Below are 14,747 nucleotides of genomic sequence, written 5' to 3'. Positions count from 1 at the left end.
CGGCGCAGGCCGGCCCGATTAGCGTGCGCTAGGGCTTTTTGGCGGTCAGCACGGCGCGCAGCGGCGCCGGATAGCCTTCGACCGTTTTGCTGCGATCGTTCGGATCGAGGAATTCGGCCAATGATTCGCTGGTCATCCAGTCAGTGCGTCGCTGCTCTTCGAGGCTGGTGACGCACATATCGGCGATCTTCACGTCGACAAAGCCGCACTTCTCCAGCCAGCATTTCAGCGCTTCGGCGGAAGGGATGAAATACACGTTGCGCATCTGCGCATAACGATCGCCCGGCACCAGCACCTGGTGACGGTCGCCTTCCACCACCAGCGTTTCCAGCACCAGCTCACCTTCAGCCACCAGCTGATTTTTCAACTGATAGAGATGATCGAGCGGCGAGCGGCGATGATACAGCACCCCCATCGAGAACACGGTGTCGAACGCCGCCAGATCCGGCAACTGCTCGATGCCGAGCGGCAGCAGATGGGCGCGCTGATCGCCGCCCAACAGTTTGCGCACGGCTTCAAACTGGCACAGGAACAGCTGCATCGGATCGATACCCACGGCGAAGTGTGCGCCGGCGCCAATCATGCGCCACAGGTGATAGCCGCTGCCACAGCCGACGTCGAGAATGGTGCGGCCGGCCAGCGGAGAAATGTGCGGCAGTACGCGATCCCATTTCCAGTCGGAATGCCATTCGGTATCGATATCGATGCCATACAGCGAGAAGGGCCCTTTGCGCCACGGCATCAGGGTGCGCAGCATTTTCTCGATGCCTTCAAGCTGGCCCGGCGACAGCCCCGGCTCCATCTCGGCGCGCACGCCGTGCAGCAGATCGAGACGGGTGGGAGTCAGCGTCGGCAAATGCTCCACCGAGTTGAACCACTGCTTGAATTTGCCGTGCAGCGATTCGCGCTGCCAGGCGCTCAGCTGAGCGGGCAACGTATCCAGCCAGTGGCTGAGGGGGCTCTTGGCAATCCGCTGATAGAAGTCACCAAACTCGATCATTGCGCATCCCCCGCTTTCAGAGCGATCAATGAACCGAAGTTGAAGCACTGGAACCACACTTCGGCATGCTCGAATCCAGCCTGTTGCAGACGCGCCTTGTGCGCTTCCACCGAGTCGGTGAGCATCACGTTTTCCAGCATGCTGCGTTTTTGGCTGATCTCCAGCTCGCTGTACCCGTTGGCGCGCTTGAAATCGTGGTGCATGTTGAACAGCAGCTCGCCGACTTCGGCGTCTTCAAAGCTGAACTTTTCCGACAGCACCAGTGCGCCGCCCGGGCGCAGGCCACGATAAATTTTTTCCAGCAGGCGCAGGCGATCGGCCGGTTCGAGGAACTGCAGCGTAAAGTTCAGCACCACCATCGAGGCGTCTTCGATGTCGATGTCGCGAATATCGGCTTCGATGACGTCTACCGGCGTGTCGGCGCGGAAGGCGTCGATATGGCGGCGGCAACGTTCCACCATCGCCGGCGAATTGTCGACGGCGACGATAGTGCAGCCGGGCACCCTGATATTCCGCCGCATCGACAGCGTCGCCGCGCCCAGCGAGCAGCCCAGGTCATACACCCGGCTGTCGGGTTGCACAAAACGTTCGGCCAGCATGCCGATCATCGAGATGATGTTGGAATAGCCGGGAACGGAGCGTTGGATCATGTCGGGAAACACTTCGGCGACACGTTCGTCGAAGGTCCAGTCGCCCAGTTTGGCGATGGGGGCGGAGAAAAGAGTATCGCGGTTTGGCATAGCGGCAAATCAGTTCAGAATTCGAAGCTGCGTAGTCTAACAGAAAAGCGTAAAAAAGCGGAGCGGAAGCAGGCGGCGCGGCCGCCTGATGATAAAACGGGATCAATGCAGGCTGAAAATCAGATCCCAGGGCAGATAGAAGATATTTGCCAGAACCATCAACAACAAAGAGATGTAGGTCGCGGCCATGCCCGAACGACGCCAGCGAACCTCGCGGTTGCGCAAACCGTAGTAATGCACCAGTCGCCCGGCCATCAGCATCAGGCCGCAAAGGTGGATCATCCAGATTTCCGCGCCGTTCATTTCCATAATCACCAGCAATACAGCAGCGATAGGAATGTATTCAACGGCGTTGCCATGCACGCGGATGGCGGTCTGCAATTCGTAAAAACCGCCGTCGCCGTAGGCTACGCGGTACTGCATCCTTAATCTGACAACGTCATAAGAGAGTTTGATCAACAACAATGCGCCGAGCACCACATAAAGCGCGCTTACCATTTTTAACTCCGTTCCCTAACCAAAACTGGCAGCCAGCATCATAGCCGTCATTGTATTCACTGTCGCGGGGAAATATTTGATGTTATTGGTCAGATTAATAGGTCAAAACAGTGCATCTTGCTCTGGCCAGTCCGGCGGCGCAGGCAAATCGGGGATCGCCCGGCGCAGCTGCTGCCAAATTTTTTGCGCTTGCTGGGGCGAATCGCCGTTGTCCGGCGTATGAATAAACAGATACGGTTGATGCTGTTGCTGCCACAGCGGCAGTTTTTGCTGCCAGGCTTCGAACCAGCGCAGGTTGTCGGCCAATTGGTCGCCGCCGATAAAGCGCACCAGCGGTTGGTCGGCGGTGACCAGCGCGTGCACCGGCAGCTTCGGTTTTTTCTGCTGGGCATCGCGCACGGCGGCGGTATTGGGGGCGGCGTGATGCACCGGGCGGCTGTCGAGGATCACCCGATTGATGCCGCGCTGATGCAGCCCCTGATTCAACGCGCGCTCTTCCTCGCCTTTGGCGAAAAATGCCGGATGACGCACTTCGACGCCGTAAGTGAACTCCTGCGGCAGGCTGTCGAAGAACTGCCACATGCGCGGCAGCTCATCGGGGCCGAAGGCGGCGGGCAACTGCAGCCACAATTGCCCGATGCGTTGATGCACCGGGCTCAGGCAGTGGTAAAACGCCTGCAGCTCGGCGGCGCAGTTGCGCAGGGCGGCCTTATGGCTGATGTCCGACGGGAATTTGAAGCAAAAGCGAAAATCGTCGCCGGTCATGTCGCGCCAGCGCTGCACGATTTCCAGCTTCGGCAGCGCATAGAAGGTGGTGTTGCCCTCCACGCAGTTGAAGTAGCGGCTGTAATCCGCCAAGTCGCGCAGCCCGATACGGTTCCAGGCTGCATGTTGCCACTGTGGCAGTCCGATGTAGATCACGGCTCGTCTTCCTTTACTTGTGCTTGGCTTATCAGGCTACAACTTAACGTTACCGATCGAGCGCGGCAAGAATTTCGCCGGTGTCGCGCACCCGCGCCAAACGCGGGAAGATGTGTTCGAACGCGAAACGGTGCATTTCCGCGTTCTGCGCGCTGCAGACGTCTTCGGCGATCACCAGCTCATAGCCGTGTTCCCAGGCGGCGCGGGCGGTGGATTCCACGCCGATATTGGTGGATATGCCGCCCAAGACTACGGATTTGATGCCGCGACGGCGCAGCTGCAAGTCCAGATCGGTGCCGTAGAAGGCGCCCCATTGGCGCTTGGTGATCAGAATATCGCTGTCGCAGACCGCCAGCGGTGCGGGGAACTCCCACCAGGTGGCCGGCAAACCGCCGGCGGGCGCAGGAGCCGGTTTATCCACCGGTTGTTTCAGCGCCTCGGCGAAGGAGTCTGACCAACCGACGCGCACCAACAGCACCGGCGCGCCCAGCATGCGAAAACGCGCGGCCAGCAGGGCGGCGTTCGCCACCACCTGGTCGGCGCCGTGCGGGCCGCCGGCGTAGGGCAGAATGCCGTTTTGCAAATCGATCAGCACCAGAGCGGTGGTTTGGGCGTCAAGTTTCAGCATGGATTTCATCTCGTTGCGAAGTGGATAAAAACTGTTCGGCGCGTCGGGCGAGCTGCGTTCGGCGCAAAACCGGGGGAGAATCAGGCTACGTGAAAAAACTGTCGCAGGTTAATGGGAAATTTGTTAACCGATGTGTTGATTCGAACAAAAACGCGCCATTTAGTGCAGTAACAATGCTGTGTTCGCACTTATCGGGCGGATGAATTTCCTTTATAATGACTCCCTTTTTTCAACACTCTTTAATCCAACGACCTATGCCGATTTATGAATATGCATGTGGTGCTTGCAACCATCGGTTAGAGAAATTGCAAAAATTTTCCGATGCGCCGCTGGCAGACTGCCCGGCGTGTGGGCAGCCCGCGTTGACCAAGTTGATTTCATCTTCCGGTTTCCAGCTTAAGGGCACCGGCTGGTATGCGACGGATTTTAAACCGGGTAACAAGTAGAATTTATCAGATAACAGCCGCGCGACAGGGGCGCAGTAGCCCGGCGCGGCATCGGCTGTGTAAAAGGATAGCGTATGCGTACTGAATATTGCGGGCAGTTGAATCTGTCCCACGTGGGCCAGGAAGTCACTCTGTGTGGTTGGGTCAATCGTCGTCGCGATCTCGGCGGCCTGATCTTTATTGATATGCGCGACCGCGAAGGCATCGTGCAGGTGTTCTTCGATCCGGACGAGAAAGTGGCGTTCGACAAGGCCTACGACCTGCGCAATGAGTTCTGCATCCAGATCGTCGGCACCGTGCGTGCGCGTCCGGACAGCCAGATCAATAAAGATATGGCCACCGGCGAAGTGGAAGTGTTTGCCCACGCGCTCGAGATCATCAACCGCTCCGAGCCACTGCCGCTGGACTCCAACCAGGTCAACAGCGAAGAAGCGCGCCTGAAATACCGCTACCTGGATCTGCGCCGCCCGGAAATGGCCGAGCGTCTGAAGACCCGCGCCAAAATCACCAGCTTCGTGCGCCGCTTCATGGACAGCCACGGCTTCCTCGACATCGAAACGCCGATGCTGACCAAAGCGACGCCGGAAGGCGCCCGCGATTACCTGGTGCCGAGCCGCGTGCACAAGGGCAAATTCTACGCGCTGCCGCAGTCTCCGCAGCTGTTTAAACAGCTGCTGATGATGTCCGGCTTCGATCGTTACTACCAGATCGTCAAATGCTTCCGTGACGAAGACCTGCGTGCGGACCGTCAGCCTGAATTTACCCAGATCGACGTCGAAACCTCCTTCATGACCGCCGACCAGGTGCGTGAAGTGATGGAGAAACTGGCGCGTGAACTGTGGTTGGACGTGAAGGGCGTGGATCTGGGCGATTTCCCGGTCATGACCTTCGCCGAAGCGATGCGTCGCTTTGGTTCCGATAAGCCGGACCTGCGTAACCCGCTGGAGCTGGTGGACGTGGCCGACCTGGTCAAGGACGTCGAGTTTAAAGTGTTCTCCGGCCCGGCCAACGACGCCAAAGGCCGCGTGGCGGCGATCCGCGTACCGGGCGGCGCACAGCTGACCCGCAAGCAGATCGATGAGTACGGCGCTTTCGTCAACATCTACGGCGCGAAAGGCCTGGCCTGGCTGAAGGTCAACGACCGCGCCGCCGGCATGGAAGGCGTGCAGAGCCCGATCGCCAAATTCCTCAGCGCGGAAGTGCTGGAAGCTGTCCTGGCGCGTACCGACGCGCAGACCGGTGACATCCTGTTCTTCGGCGCAGACAGCTTCAAGATTGTCACCGATGCGATGGGCGCGCTGCGCCTGAAGCTGGGGCGCGATCTGGGGCTGACCCAACTCGATAGCTGGGCGCCGCTGTGGGTGGTCGACTTCCCGATGTTCGAAGAAGACGAAGAGGGCGGCCTGGCGGCGATGCACCACCCGTTCACCTCGCCGCGCGACATGAGCCCGGAAGAGCTGGCAGCAGCGCCGGTCAACGCTATCGCCAACGCTTATGACATGGTCATCAACGGTTACGAAGTGGGCGGCGGTTCGGTGCGTATTCACCGCAGCGAAATGCAGCAGACGGTATTCAGCATTCTGGGCATCGACGAACACGAACAGCGCGAGAAGTTCGGCTTCCTGCTGGACGCGCTGAAGTACGGCACGCCGCCGCACGCCGGCCTGGCCTTCGGCCTGGACCGTCTGGTGATGCTGCTGACCGGCACCGACAATATCCGCGACGTGATCGCCTTCCCGAAAACCACCGCGGCGGCCTGTCTGATGACCGACGCCCCGAGCTTCGCCAACCCGGCGTCGCTGCAGGAGCTGGCGATCAGCGTGGTAAAGAAAGCCGGTGCGGAACAAGAGAGCGAGTGATGAGTTATAAGCGCCCTGAATCTATCCTGGTAGTGATTTACGCGAAATCCAGTGGTCGGGTGCTGATGTTACAGCGGCGCGACGATACCGAGTTCTGGCAGTCGGTCACCGGCAGTCTGGAGCAGGATGAGTCGCCACCGCATGCCGCGCGGCGTGAAGTCATGGAAGAAGTCGGCATCGATATCGAAGCAGAGCACCTGCCGTTGTTCGATTGCCAACGCTGCGTGGAGTTTGAACTCTTTGTCCATTTGCGACATCGCTATGCGCCGGGAACCACGCGCAATAAAGAGCACTGGTTCTGTCTGGCGTTGCCCGAGGAGCGCGATCCGGTGATTACCGAGCATCACGCTTACCAATGGCTTGAGGCGGCCGAGGCCGTGAAGTTGACCAAGTCGTGGAGCAATCAGCAGGCGATTGAAGAGTTCGTGATCAATTCAGTCCAGTAGTTTTTTTCGGAGATTTTTTATGGCAGGTCATAGTAAGTGGGCCAACACAAAGCACCGTAAAGCGGCGCAGGACGCCAAGCGCGGTAAAATTTTCACCAAGATTATTCGTGAGCTGGTCACTGCCGCGAAGCTGGGCGGCGGCGATCCGGATTCCAACCCGCGTCTGCGCGCGGCGATGGACAAGGCGCTGTCGAACAACATGACGCGCGACACCATGAACCGGGCGATCGCGCGTGGCGTGGGCGGCGATGATGATACCAACATGGAAACCATCATCTACGAAGGCTACGGCCCTGGCGGCACCGCCGTCATGATCGAATGCCTGAGCGACAACCGTAACCGCACCGTGGCGGAAGTGCGTCACGCCTTCACCAAATGCGGCGGCAACCTGGGTACCGACGGTTCCGTTGCCTACCTGTTCACCAAGAAGGGCGTAATCACTTACGCACCGGGCCTGGATGAAGACAGCGTGATGGAAGCGGCGCTGGAAGCCGGTGCGGAAGACATCGTGACCTATGACGATGGCGCCATCGACGTGTTCACCGCCTGGGAAAGCCTGGGCGCGGTGAAAGACGCGCTGACCGCGGCGGGCTTCGAAGCCGAAGCGGCGGAAGTGTCGATGATCCCATCGACCAAGGCCGACATGGACGCGGAAACGGCGCCTAAGCTGCTGCGCCTGATCGATATGTTGGAAGACTGCGACGACGTGCAGGAAGTTTACCATAACGGTGAGATCTCCGACGAAGTGGCGGCGACGCTGTAATCCGGTAAAACGGGCGCCGCCATCAGGCGGCGCCGTGCATGCAAGGTGGATGTAGATATGGCGATCATACTCGGTATCGATCCCGGCTCACGCGTCACCGGCTATGGCCTTATCCGCCAGCAGGGCCGCCAGTTGAGCTATATCGCCAGCGGCTGCATCCGCACGGTGGTGGACGACATGCCGACGCGGCTGAAGCTGATTTACGCCGGCGTCAGCGAGATCATCACCCAGTTTCAGCCAGACTTCTTCGCCATCGAACAGGTGTTTATGGCCAAGAACCCGGATTCGGCGCTCAAGCTCGGCCAGGCGCGCGGCGTCGCGATCGTCGCGGCGGTGAATCAGAATCTGGAAGTGTTCGAGTATGCGGCGCGGCAGGTCAAACAAACCGTGGTCGGCACCGGCGCAGCCGAAAAGGCGCAGGTGCAGCACATGGTGCGCTCGCTGCTCAAACTCTCGGCCAACCCGCAGGCGGACGCCGCCGACGCCCTGGCCATCGCCATCACCCACTGCCACCTCAGCCAGAACGTGCTGCGGATGAGCGAAGGGCGGCTTAACCTGGCGCGCGGGCGTTTGCGCTGACGCGAAGCGATGATTGCTCAGGCTGGATATTCATCCAGCCTTTTTTATGTTATAAGCTTTACCAGCAACGGCATGGCAGGGCGCCATGCCCGGTCATTCTGCAGGAGGGTAAATGATAGGTCGTCTCAGAGGAAATATTCTGGAAAAGCAGCCGCCGCTGGTGTTATTGGAGGCGAACGGCGTGGGCTATGAAGTGCACATGCCGATGACCTGCTTTTACGAGCTGCCGGAACTGGGGCAAGAGGCCATCGTGTTTACCCACTTCGTGGTGCGCGAAGACGCGCAACTGCTGTATGGTTTCAACGATAAGCAAGAGCGCGCGCTGTTCCGCGAGCTGATCAAGGTCAACGGCGTCGGGCCGAAACTGGCGCTCGCGATCCTGTCGGGCATGTCCGCGCAGCAGTTCGTCAGCGCGGTGGAGCGTGAAGAGATCACCGCGCTGGTCAAGCTGCCGGGCGTGGGCAAGAAAACCGCCGAACGCCTGGTGGTAGAGATGAAAGACCGCTTCAAAGGGCTCAACGGCGATCTGTTCAACAGCAGCGAGATCAGCTTGCCGTCCGCCGCTGAGAAAGCGCCTGAGGCGGATGCGGAGGCCGAAGCGGTCTCGGCATTGGTGGCGCTGGGCTATAAGCCGCAGGAAGCCAGCCGCATGGTCAGCAAAATTGCCAAACCGGGTGCCGACTGCGAGACCCTGATCCGCGACGCGTTGCGCGCTGCTTTGTAAGGCCGCTAAGAGGTAGATAATGATTGAAGCCGATCGCCTGATCTCCGCCGAACCGCTCAACGAGGAAGAAGTCCTCGATCGCGCCATTCGTCCCAAGCTGTTGACCGAATACGTTGGCCAGCCGCACGTGCGCGAGCAGATGGAGATTTTCATCCAGGCGGCCAAGCAGCGCGGCGACGCGCTCGACCACCTGCTGATCTTCGGTCCGCCGGGGCTGGGGAAAACCACCCTGGCCAACATCGTGGCCAACGAAATGGGCGTGAATTTGCGTACCACCTCCGGCCCGGTGTTGGAGAAGGCGGGCGATCTGGCGGCGATGCTGACCAACCTTGAACCGCATGACGTGTTGTTCATCGATGAGATTCACCGTCTGTCACCGGTGGTGGAAGAGGTGCTGTATCCGGCGATGGAAGACTATCAGCTGGATATCATGATCGGCGAAGGGCCGGCGGCGCGCTCGATTAAGCTCGATCTGCCGCCGTTTACCTTGGTGGGTGCAACCACCCGCGCCGGTTCGCTGACCTCACCGCTGCGCGATCGCTTCGGCATTGTCCAGCGGCTGGAGTTTTATCAGGTGGCCGATCTGCAGCACATCGTCTCACGCAGCGCCGGGTGCCTGGGGCTGGAGCTGTCCGACGAGGGCGCCCATGAGGTAGCCCGCCGCGCGCGCGGCACGCCGCGTATCGCCAACCGTCTGTTGCGCCGGGTGCGCGACTTCGCCGAAGTGCGCGCCAACGGCGTGATCAGCGGCGCGGTGGCGGCGCAGGCGCTCGATATGCTTAACGTCGATGCCGAAGGCTTCGACTATATGGATCGCAAACTGCTGTTGGCGATTATCGACAAGTTTACCGGCGGCCCGGTCGGGTTGGATAACCTGGCGGCGGCGATCGGCGAGGAGCGCGAGACCATCGAAGACGTGATCGAACCGTTCCTGATCCAGCAGGGCTTTATCCAGCGCACGCCGCGCGGCCGTCTGGCGACGCAGCACGCCTACCGGCATTTCGGCCTCGAACGCGAAGCGTAAGTTTTTAATCCGCCAATAAGAAAGGGCCGCAGATGCGGCCCTTGTCATATCCCGGCTTTAATCAAGCCTGCTGTTTTTTAAACAGGCTCAGCGTGAACAGCACGGCGGCGCAGAGCACCACCGAAGGGCCGGCAGGCGTATCGTAAAACGCCGAGAAGGTCAGGCCACCGGTAACCGCCGCCATCCCGAGCAGCACCGCGATGCCCGCCATCTGCTCCGGCGTGCGCGCGAAGCGGCGAGCGGTGGCCGCCGGGATGATCAGCAGCGAGGTGATGATCAGCGCGCCGACGAATTTCATCGCCAGACCGATGGTCAAGGCGGTGACCAGCATCAGCACGGTGCGCGCCCGCGCCAGATTGACGCCGTCGACGTGCGCCAGCTCAGGGCTGATGGTCATCGACAGCAGATCGCGCCATTGCCACCACAACACCAATAGCACCACGGCGACGCCGCCGGCGATCATCACGATGTCGCTCAGCGTGACCGACAGCAGATCGCCGAACAGATAGGCCATCAGATCGACCCGCACGTTGGACATCAGCGCCACCACCACCAGCCCCAGCGACAGCGCGCTGTGGGCCAGAATGCCGAGCAGGGTATCCACCGAAAGCTGCGGGCGGCGCTCCAGCCACACCAAGGCCAGGGCCAGCAGCAGCGTAATGGCGATCACCGCATAGAAAGGATTGATGTCGAGCAGCAGACCGAAGGCGACGCCGAGCAGCGAGGCGTGCGCCAGGGTATCGCCGAAGTAGGACATGCGGCGCCAGACCACAAAGGAGCCCAGCGGCCCGGCGGCACCGGCCAACAACACCCCGGCCAGCCAGCCGGGAAGTAACAATTCGATCATGCTTCGCGGCTCCCGGTTTTCTTCAAGACAATTCTTCCCTGCAGGTCGTGACGGTGGTTGTGATGGTGGCGATACACCGCCAGCTGCTCTGCGCCGCGGTTGCCGAACATGGCGATGAATTCGGGATGCATCGAGACCACCTCCGGCGCGCCGGAGCAGCAGATGTGCTGATTGAGGCACAACACCTCGTCGGTTTTCGCCATCACCAGATGCAGATCGTGCGAGACCATCAGCACGGCGCACCCCAGCTCCTTGCGCAGCTGATCGATCAGATCGTACAGCGCCAGTTGGCCATTGACGTCCACCCCTTGCGTGGGTTCGTCCAGCACCAGCAGCTGCGGTTTATTCAGCAGCGCTCGCGCCAGCAGCACGCGCTGGTTTTCGCCGCCGGAGAGCTTTTGCATGGGCTGGTCGAGCAGGTGGGCGGCGTGCACGCGTTTGAGCGCCGGCAGAATGTCGGCTTTCTTTACGCCCGGCTTCAGGCGCATAAAGCGGCTGACGGTCAATGGCAGGGTAGCGTCGAGGTGCAGCTTTTGCGGCACGTAGCCGATGCGCAGATCGGGCTCACGCTCCAGCGTGCCGGCGGTCGGTTTTACCAATCCCAGCACTACGCGCACCAGCGTGGATTTACCCGCGCCGTTCGGGCCCAGCAGGGTAAGAATGCGGCCAGGCTGCAGGCTGAGGGAAATATTCGACAGCACCTTGCGGCTGCCGAAGGCGACGGAGATATTTTTTAGCGTTATCAGTGTAGACATCTCGAGATTACAGGTTGCAGAACGAAGCGAATGTTATAATATCACGCCTTGTTGATGAAAACGATGGGATTACTGATGATGGCACAGAAAAATAAATGGCTGCAGCGCACGCTGCTGGCCAGCGCACTCGTGATGGCCGGCCCGCTGAGCAGCGCTTCCGCGGCGGTGGTGACGACGATTCGTCCGCTGGGCTTTATCGCTTCGGCTATCGCCGACGGCGTGACGCCGACCGAGGTGCTGCTGCCGGATGGCGCTTCGCCGCACGACTTCGCGCTGCGGCCTTCCGATATTCAGCGTTTGCGTTCTGCCGACCTGGTGCTGTGGGTCGGACCGGACATGGAAGCGTTCCTGACCAAGGCGCTGGTGCCTATCTCGGCAACCCGCAAACTCGCCATCAGCGAACTGCCCGCGGTGAAGCCGCTGCTGATGAAAGGCGAAGATGACGACGATCATGATCATGCAGGCGAGGCGCATAACCATGCTGATGACGATCATGGGCATCATCACGGCGAGTACAATATGCACGTTTGGCTGTCGCCGGAGGTGGCAAAAGTGACCGCGATCGCGATTCACGACAGATTGTTGGAACTTATGCCGCAAAATAAGGACAAATTAGACGCAAACCTGCGCCAGTTCGAGAATCTGCTGACGCAAACTGACAAAAATGTTGGTAACATGCTTACGCCTGTGCAAGGTAAGGGTTATTTTGTTTTTCATGATGCTTACGGCTACTTTGAGAAACACTACGGTTTGAGTCCGCTGGGCCATTTCACCGTCAATCCCGAAATTCAGCCTGGAGCACAGCGCCTACACCAAATTCGAACACAGTTGGTTGAGCAGAAAGCGGTATGCGTTTTTGCTGAGCCACAATTCAGGCCGGCCGTAATCAATGCCGTCGCCAAGGGTACCACTGTGCGTTCCGGAACGCTGGACCCGCTGGGCATCGGCATCGCGCTGGGGAAGGACAGCTACGGGAAATTCCTGACACAGTTGTCAAGCCAGTACGTGAGCTGCCTGAAGTAAGCTTATGAGGATAATATCGAGTGCAGCAGATAGTCCGAACTATCGCTCTGGCGTATAACAACCTGCCACGGCCCCACCGCGTCATGCTGGGGTCGCTGACAGTCGTCACATTGGCCGTCGCTGTTTGGCGGCCTTTTGTTTACCACCCAGAACACAATCCCATCGCCAAGAGCGTCGAGTTAGAATCCAGCCAGTTGCGGTCATTGCTCCCCGAAGCCAGTGAACCGATAGATGCCGACCAACCCACCCCCGATGACGAAATCCCGCAGGATGAGCTGGACCAGAAGGATGCCGGCGATGATGGCGTGCATGAATATGTGGTTTCCACCGGCGATACCCTCGGCAGCATTCTGACGCAGTACGGCATCGATATGTCGGATGTCACGCTGCTGGCTTCGCAAAACCGCGATCTGCGCAACCTGAAGATCGGCCAACAGCTGTCGTGGACCGTGAACGAAGCGGGCGATCTGCAGCAGTTGACCTGGGAGGTTTCTCGTCGAGAAACCCGCACCTACGATCGCGTCGGCAACAGCTTCAAAGAGTCGAAAGAGGCGCAGCAGGGCGAATGGCGCAACAACGTGATCAGCGGCCGCGTTAACGGCAGCTTCGTCAGCAGCGCCGGCGACGCCGGGTTGAGCCGTAACGAAATCAATGCGGTGATCAAGGCGCTGCAATGGCAGCTCGATTTCCGCAAACTGCGCAAGGGCGACCAGTTCTCCGTGCTGATGTCGCGCGAACATTTCGACGGCAAGAAATCGCAAAGCCAACTGTTGGGCGTGCGTCTGCGCACGGGCGGCAAAGATTACTACGCGATCCGCGCCGAGGACGGCAAGTTCTACGATCGCCAGGGCTCTGGCCTGGCACGCGGCTTCATGCGTTTCCCGACCATGAAACAGTTCCGCATCTCCTCCAACTTCAACCCGCGCCGGGTGAACCCGGTGACCGGCCGCGTGGCGCCGCACAAAGGCGTCGATTTTGCCATGCCGGTCGGCACACCGGTGCTGGCGGTCGGCGACGGCGAGGTGGTGATCGCCAAGCGCAGCGGCGCAGCCGGCAACTATGTGGCGATCCGCCACGGTCGCCAATACACCACGCGCTACATGCACCTGAAAAAGCTGCTGGTGAAACCGGGCCAGAAGGTGAAGCGTGGCGATCGCATAGCGCTCTCCGGCAACACCGGCCGTTCCACCGGGCCGCACCTGCACTTTGAACTGTGGACCGGTCAACAGGCGGTGAACCCGCTGACGGCCAAGCTGCCGCGTTCCGAAGGCCTGAGCGGCAAAGACCGCAGCGATTATCTGGCGCAGGTGAAGGAAGTGGTTCCTCAGCTGCAACTGGATTAACGTCCCCCTTATTCCGGCGCTCCGGCGCCGTTAATTTCATCGGCCTGATTGCGGGCCGATGCTGTTTTATCTGGGCGGTTCGCGGTTGTTAATTGCAAAATTGGTGATGGCAATTATGATTAGCCGAATTGCTAAGCGAAGAGCATGTGCATGCAAAACGAGAAGAAATCGAACGTAGAGTTCATCCCGCAGTTTCAAAAAGCCTTTTTATACCCGCGCTACTGGGGCGTGTGGCTGGGAACCGGCCTGATGGCTGGCGTTTCGCTGGTGCCTGCGCGCCTGCGCGATCCTGTGCTGGGGGCGATCGGCACACTGGCCGGCAAGCTGGCGAAAGGGGCGCGTCGTCGTGCCCGCATCAACCTGCTGTATTGCTTGCCGGAACTGCCGGAAAGCGAGCGTGAGCACATTATCGACCAGATGTTCGCCTGTGCGCCGCAGTCGATGGTGCTGATGGCGGAACTGGCCTGCACCAAACCGGAAAAAGTGCTCAAGCGCGTGCGTTGGCACGGTGAAGAGGTGTTGGACAAGATCCGCGCGGAAGGGCGCAACGTGATTTTCCTGGTGCCACATGGCTGGGCGGTGGATGTGCCGGCGATGTTGATGGCCGCGCGCGGTCAACCGATGGCGGCGATGTTCCACAATCAGCGCAATCAGCTGATCGACTACCTGTGGAATGCCGTGCGTCGTAAATTCGGCGGCCGCATGCACGCGCGCAATGACGGCATCAAACCGTTTATCAGTTCGGTTCGCCAGGGATATTGGGGTTACTATCTGCCCGATCAGGATCACGGCGCTGAGCACAGTGAGTTTGTCGACTTCTTCGCCACCTATAAGGCGACGTTGCCGGCGGTTGGGCGGTTGATGAAAGTGTGTCGTGCGGCGATCGTGCCGTTGTTCCCGGTGTACGACGGCAAAACCAGCATGCTGGATATTCATATTCGCGAGCCGATGGACGATCTGGCCGAAGCGGACGATCCGCGCATTGCCCGCCGCATGAACGAAGAGGTGGAGAATCTGGTGGGCCCGAACCCGGAGCAGTACACCTGGATCCTCAAACTGTTGAAGACGCGCAAGGAAGGGGAGATTGAACCCTACTCGCGCGATGATCTGTATCGTTAATCCTATCTACCGCTAACGCCGGTCGAGCCACA

The 14,747-nt window shown here is 59.9% G+C and carries 17 protein-coding genes; 10 read left to right on the top strand and 7 right to left on the bottom strand.

The features are described from left to right. Nucleotides 1–28: 28 nt before the first annotated feature. The 5 genes from cmoB to ACSBQV_RS05425 form a co-directional block, all read right to left on the bottom strand. Nucleotides 29–1,000 (bottom strand): tRNA 5-methoxyuridine(34)/uridine 5-oxyacetic acid(34) synthase CmoB, encoded by a 972-nt coding sequence (cmoB, locus tag ACSBQV_RS05445; RefSeq protein WP_033643358.1) that lies wholly within the window; start codon nt 998–1,000, stop codon nt 29–31. Further along, entirely contained in the window at nt 997–1,740 is a 744-nt protein-coding gene (gene cmoA, locus ACSBQV_RS05440; RefSeq protein WP_033650946.1) for a carboxy-S-adenosyl-L-methionine synthase CmoA, read from the bottom strand. Before cmoA ends, cmoB begins: the two co-directional genes overlap by 4 nt. A 102-nt stretch (nt 1,741–1,842) precedes the next feature. Continuing rightward, nucleotides 1,843–2,238 (bottom strand): MAPEG family protein, encoded by a 396-nt coding sequence (locus tag ACSBQV_RS05435; protein WP_004932387.1) that lies wholly within the window; start codon nt 2,236–2,238, stop codon nt 1,843–1,845. A 102-nt stretch (nt 2,239–2,340) separates the two neighbouring features. After that, nucleotides 2,341–3,156 carry a DUF72 domain-containing protein gene (locus tag ACSBQV_RS05430; protein WP_099786188.1) on the bottom strand — a complete coding sequence of 272 codons (816 nt, stop codon included), beginning with the start codon at nt 3,154–3,156 and terminating at the stop codon, nt 2,341–2,343. A gap of 52 nt (nt 3,157–3,208) precedes the next feature. Then, on the bottom strand, nt 3,209–3,787 hold the full coding sequence (locus ACSBQV_RS05425; RefSeq protein ID WP_033643355.1) for a hydrolase: 579 nt from the start codon (nt 3,785–3,787) through the stop codon (nt 3,209–3,211). Between the two features lie 215 nt (nt 3,788–4,002). Between ACSBQV_RS05425 and ACSBQV_RS05420 the strand changes: the two genes are divergently transcribed. From ACSBQV_RS05420 to ruvB, 7 genes are all read left to right on the top strand, one after another. Then, complete coding sequence (locus tag ACSBQV_RS05420) at nt 4,003–4,233, top strand: FmdB family zinc ribbon protein (RefSeq protein WP_320204121.1); 231 nt, start codon at nt 4,003–4,005, stop codon at nt 4,231–4,233. A gap of 74 nt (nt 4,234–4,307) precedes the next feature. Next, nucleotides 4,308–6,092 carry an aspartate--tRNA ligase gene (gene aspS, locus ACSBQV_RS05415; RefSeq protein WP_033643354.1) on the top strand — a complete coding sequence of 595 codons (1,785 nt, stop codon included), beginning with the start codon at nt 4,308–4,310 and terminating at the stop codon, nt 6,090–6,092. Then, nucleotides 6,092–6,538, top strand: coding sequence for a dihydroneopterin triphosphate diphosphatase (gene nudB, locus ACSBQV_RS05410; RefSeq protein ID WP_004932373.1), 447 nt, complete (start codon nt 6,092–6,094; stop codon nt 6,536–6,538). The genes aspS and nudB overlap by 1 nt, the downstream gene beginning before the upstream one ends. A 19-nt stretch (nt 6,539–6,557) precedes the next feature. Beyond that, nucleotides 6,558–7,301 carry a YebC/PmpR family DNA-binding transcriptional regulator gene (locus ACSBQV_RS05405; RefSeq protein ID WP_004932370.1) on the top strand — a complete coding sequence of 248 codons (744 nt, stop codon included), beginning with the start codon at nt 6,558–6,560 and terminating at the stop codon, nt 7,299–7,301. A gap of 57 nt (nt 7,302–7,358) precedes the next feature. Beyond that, entirely contained in the window at nt 7,359–7,880 is a 522-nt protein-coding gene (gene ruvC, locus ACSBQV_RS05400; RefSeq protein WP_004932367.1) for a crossover junction endodeoxyribonuclease RuvC, read from the top strand. A gap of 112 nt (nt 7,881–7,992) precedes the next feature. After that, nucleotides 7,993–8,604, top strand: a complete 612-nt coding sequence (ruvA, locus tag ACSBQV_RS05395) for a Holliday junction branch migration protein RuvA (RefSeq protein WP_033643353.1) — start codon at nt 7,993–7,995, stop codon at nt 8,602–8,604. 19 nt (nt 8,605–8,623) lie between these two features. Further along, nucleotides 8,624–9,628: a Holliday junction branch migration DNA helicase RuvB gene (ruvB, locus tag ACSBQV_RS05390; protein WP_033643352.1), complete on the top strand. Its 1,005-nt coding sequence runs from the start codon at nt 8,624–8,626 to the stop codon at nt 9,626–9,628. 61 nt (nt 9,629–9,689) lie between these two features. Here the strand turns inward: ruvB and znuB are convergent, their stop codons facing one another. Further along, nucleotides 9,690–10,475, bottom strand: coding sequence for a zinc ABC transporter permease subunit ZnuB (gene znuB, locus ACSBQV_RS05385; RefSeq protein ID WP_099785881.1), 786 nt, complete (start codon nt 10,473–10,475; stop codon nt 9,690–9,692). After that, the gene (gene znuC / locus ACSBQV_RS05380) at nt 10,472–11,230 is read right to left on the bottom strand and encodes a zinc ABC transporter ATP-binding protein ZnuC (RefSeq protein ID WP_004932357.1); all 759 of its coding nucleotides are present in this window, start codon (nt 11,228–11,230) and stop codon (nt 10,472–10,474) included. Before znuC ends, znuB begins: the two co-directional genes overlap by 4 nt. A gap of 78 nt (nt 11,231–11,308) precedes the next feature. Here znuC and znuA point away from each other — a divergent pair, with 78 nt between their 5' ends. The 3 genes from znuA (at nt 11,309) to lpxM (ending at nt 14,715) form a co-directional block, all read left to right on the top strand. Then, nucleotides 11,309–12,253 (top strand): zinc ABC transporter substrate-binding protein ZnuA, encoded by a 945-nt coding sequence (gene znuA / locus ACSBQV_RS05375; protein ID WP_033644289.1) that lies wholly within the window; start codon nt 11,309–11,311, stop codon nt 12,251–12,253. A gap of 20 nt (nt 12,254–12,273) precedes the next feature. Then, on the top strand, nt 12,274–13,596 hold the full coding sequence (mepM, locus tag ACSBQV_RS05370; protein ID WP_033643350.1) for a murein DD-endopeptidase MepM: 1,323 nt from the start codon (nt 12,274–12,276) through the stop codon (nt 13,594–13,596). A 150-nt stretch (nt 13,597–13,746) separates the two neighbouring features. Further along, nucleotides 13,747–14,715 carry a lauroyl-Kdo(2)-lipid IV(A) myristoyltransferase gene (gene lpxM / locus ACSBQV_RS05365; protein ID WP_099786187.1) on the top strand — a complete coding sequence of 323 codons (969 nt, stop codon included), beginning with the start codon at nt 13,747–13,749 and terminating at the stop codon, nt 14,713–14,715. Nucleotides 14,716–14,747: the final 32 nt, after the last annotated feature.

Source organism: Serratia sp. B501, assembly GCF_051172315.1.
Lineage (GTDB): Bacteria > Pseudomonadota > Gammaproteobacteria > Enterobacterales > Enterobacteriaceae > Serratia > Serratia ureilytica.
This window is presented reverse-complemented; position numbering and strand designations above follow the sequence as displayed.

Excerpts from the sequence above, each read along its gene's own strand:
- cmoB (WP_033643358.1), bottom strand. The coding sequence starts at position 1,000 with ATGATCGAGTTTGGTGACTTCTATCAGCGGATTGCCAAGAGCCCCCTC.
- cmoA (WP_033650946.1), bottom strand. The coding sequence starts at position 1,740 with ATGCCAAACCGCGATACTCTTTTCTCCGCCCCCATCGCCAAACTGGGC.
- ACSBQV_RS05435 (WP_004932387.1), bottom strand. The coding sequence starts at position 2,238 with ATGGTAAGCGCGCTTTATGTGGTGCTCGGCGCATTGTTGTTGATCAAA.
- ACSBQV_RS05425 (WP_033643355.1), bottom strand. The coding sequence starts at position 3,787 with ATGCTGAAACTTGACGCCCAAACCACCGCTCTGGTGCTGATCGATTTG.
- ACSBQV_RS05420 (WP_320204121.1), top strand. The coding sequence starts at position 4,003 with ATGACTCCCTTTTTTCAACACTCTTTAATCCAACGACCTATGCCGATT.
- aspS (WP_033643354.1), top strand. The coding sequence starts at position 4,308 with ATGCGTACTGAATATTGCGGGCAGTTGAATCTGTCCCACGTGGGCCAG.
- nudB (WP_004932373.1), top strand. The coding sequence starts at position 6,092 with ATGAGTTATAAGCGCCCTGAATCTATCCTGGTAGTGATTTACGCGAAA.
- ACSBQV_RS05405 (WP_004932370.1), top strand. The coding sequence starts at position 6,558 with ATGGCAGGTCATAGTAAGTGGGCCAACACAAAGCACCGTAAAGCGGCG.
- ruvC (WP_004932367.1), top strand. The coding sequence starts at position 7,359 with ATGGCGATCATACTCGGTATCGATCCCGGCTCACGCGTCACCGGCTAT.
- ruvA (WP_033643353.1), top strand. The coding sequence starts at position 7,993 with ATGATAGGTCGTCTCAGAGGAAATATTCTGGAAAAGCAGCCGCCGCTG.
- ruvB (WP_033643352.1), top strand. The coding sequence starts at position 8,624 with ATGATTGAAGCCGATCGCCTGATCTCCGCCGAACCGCTCAACGAGGAA.
- znuB (WP_099785881.1), bottom strand. The coding sequence starts at position 10,475 with ATGATCGAATTGTTACTTCCCGGCTGGCTGGCCGGGGTGTTGTTGGCC.
- znuC (WP_004932357.1), bottom strand. The coding sequence starts at position 11,230 with ATGTCTACACTGATAACGCTAAAAAATATCTCCGTCGCCTTCGGCAGC.
- znuA (WP_033644289.1), top strand. The coding sequence starts at position 11,309 with ATGGCACAGAAAAATAAATGGCTGCAGCGCACGCTGCTGGCCAGCGCA.
- lpxM (WP_099786187.1), top strand. The coding sequence starts at position 13,747 with ATGCAAAACGAGAAGAAATCGAACGTAGAGTTCATCCCGCAGTTTCAA.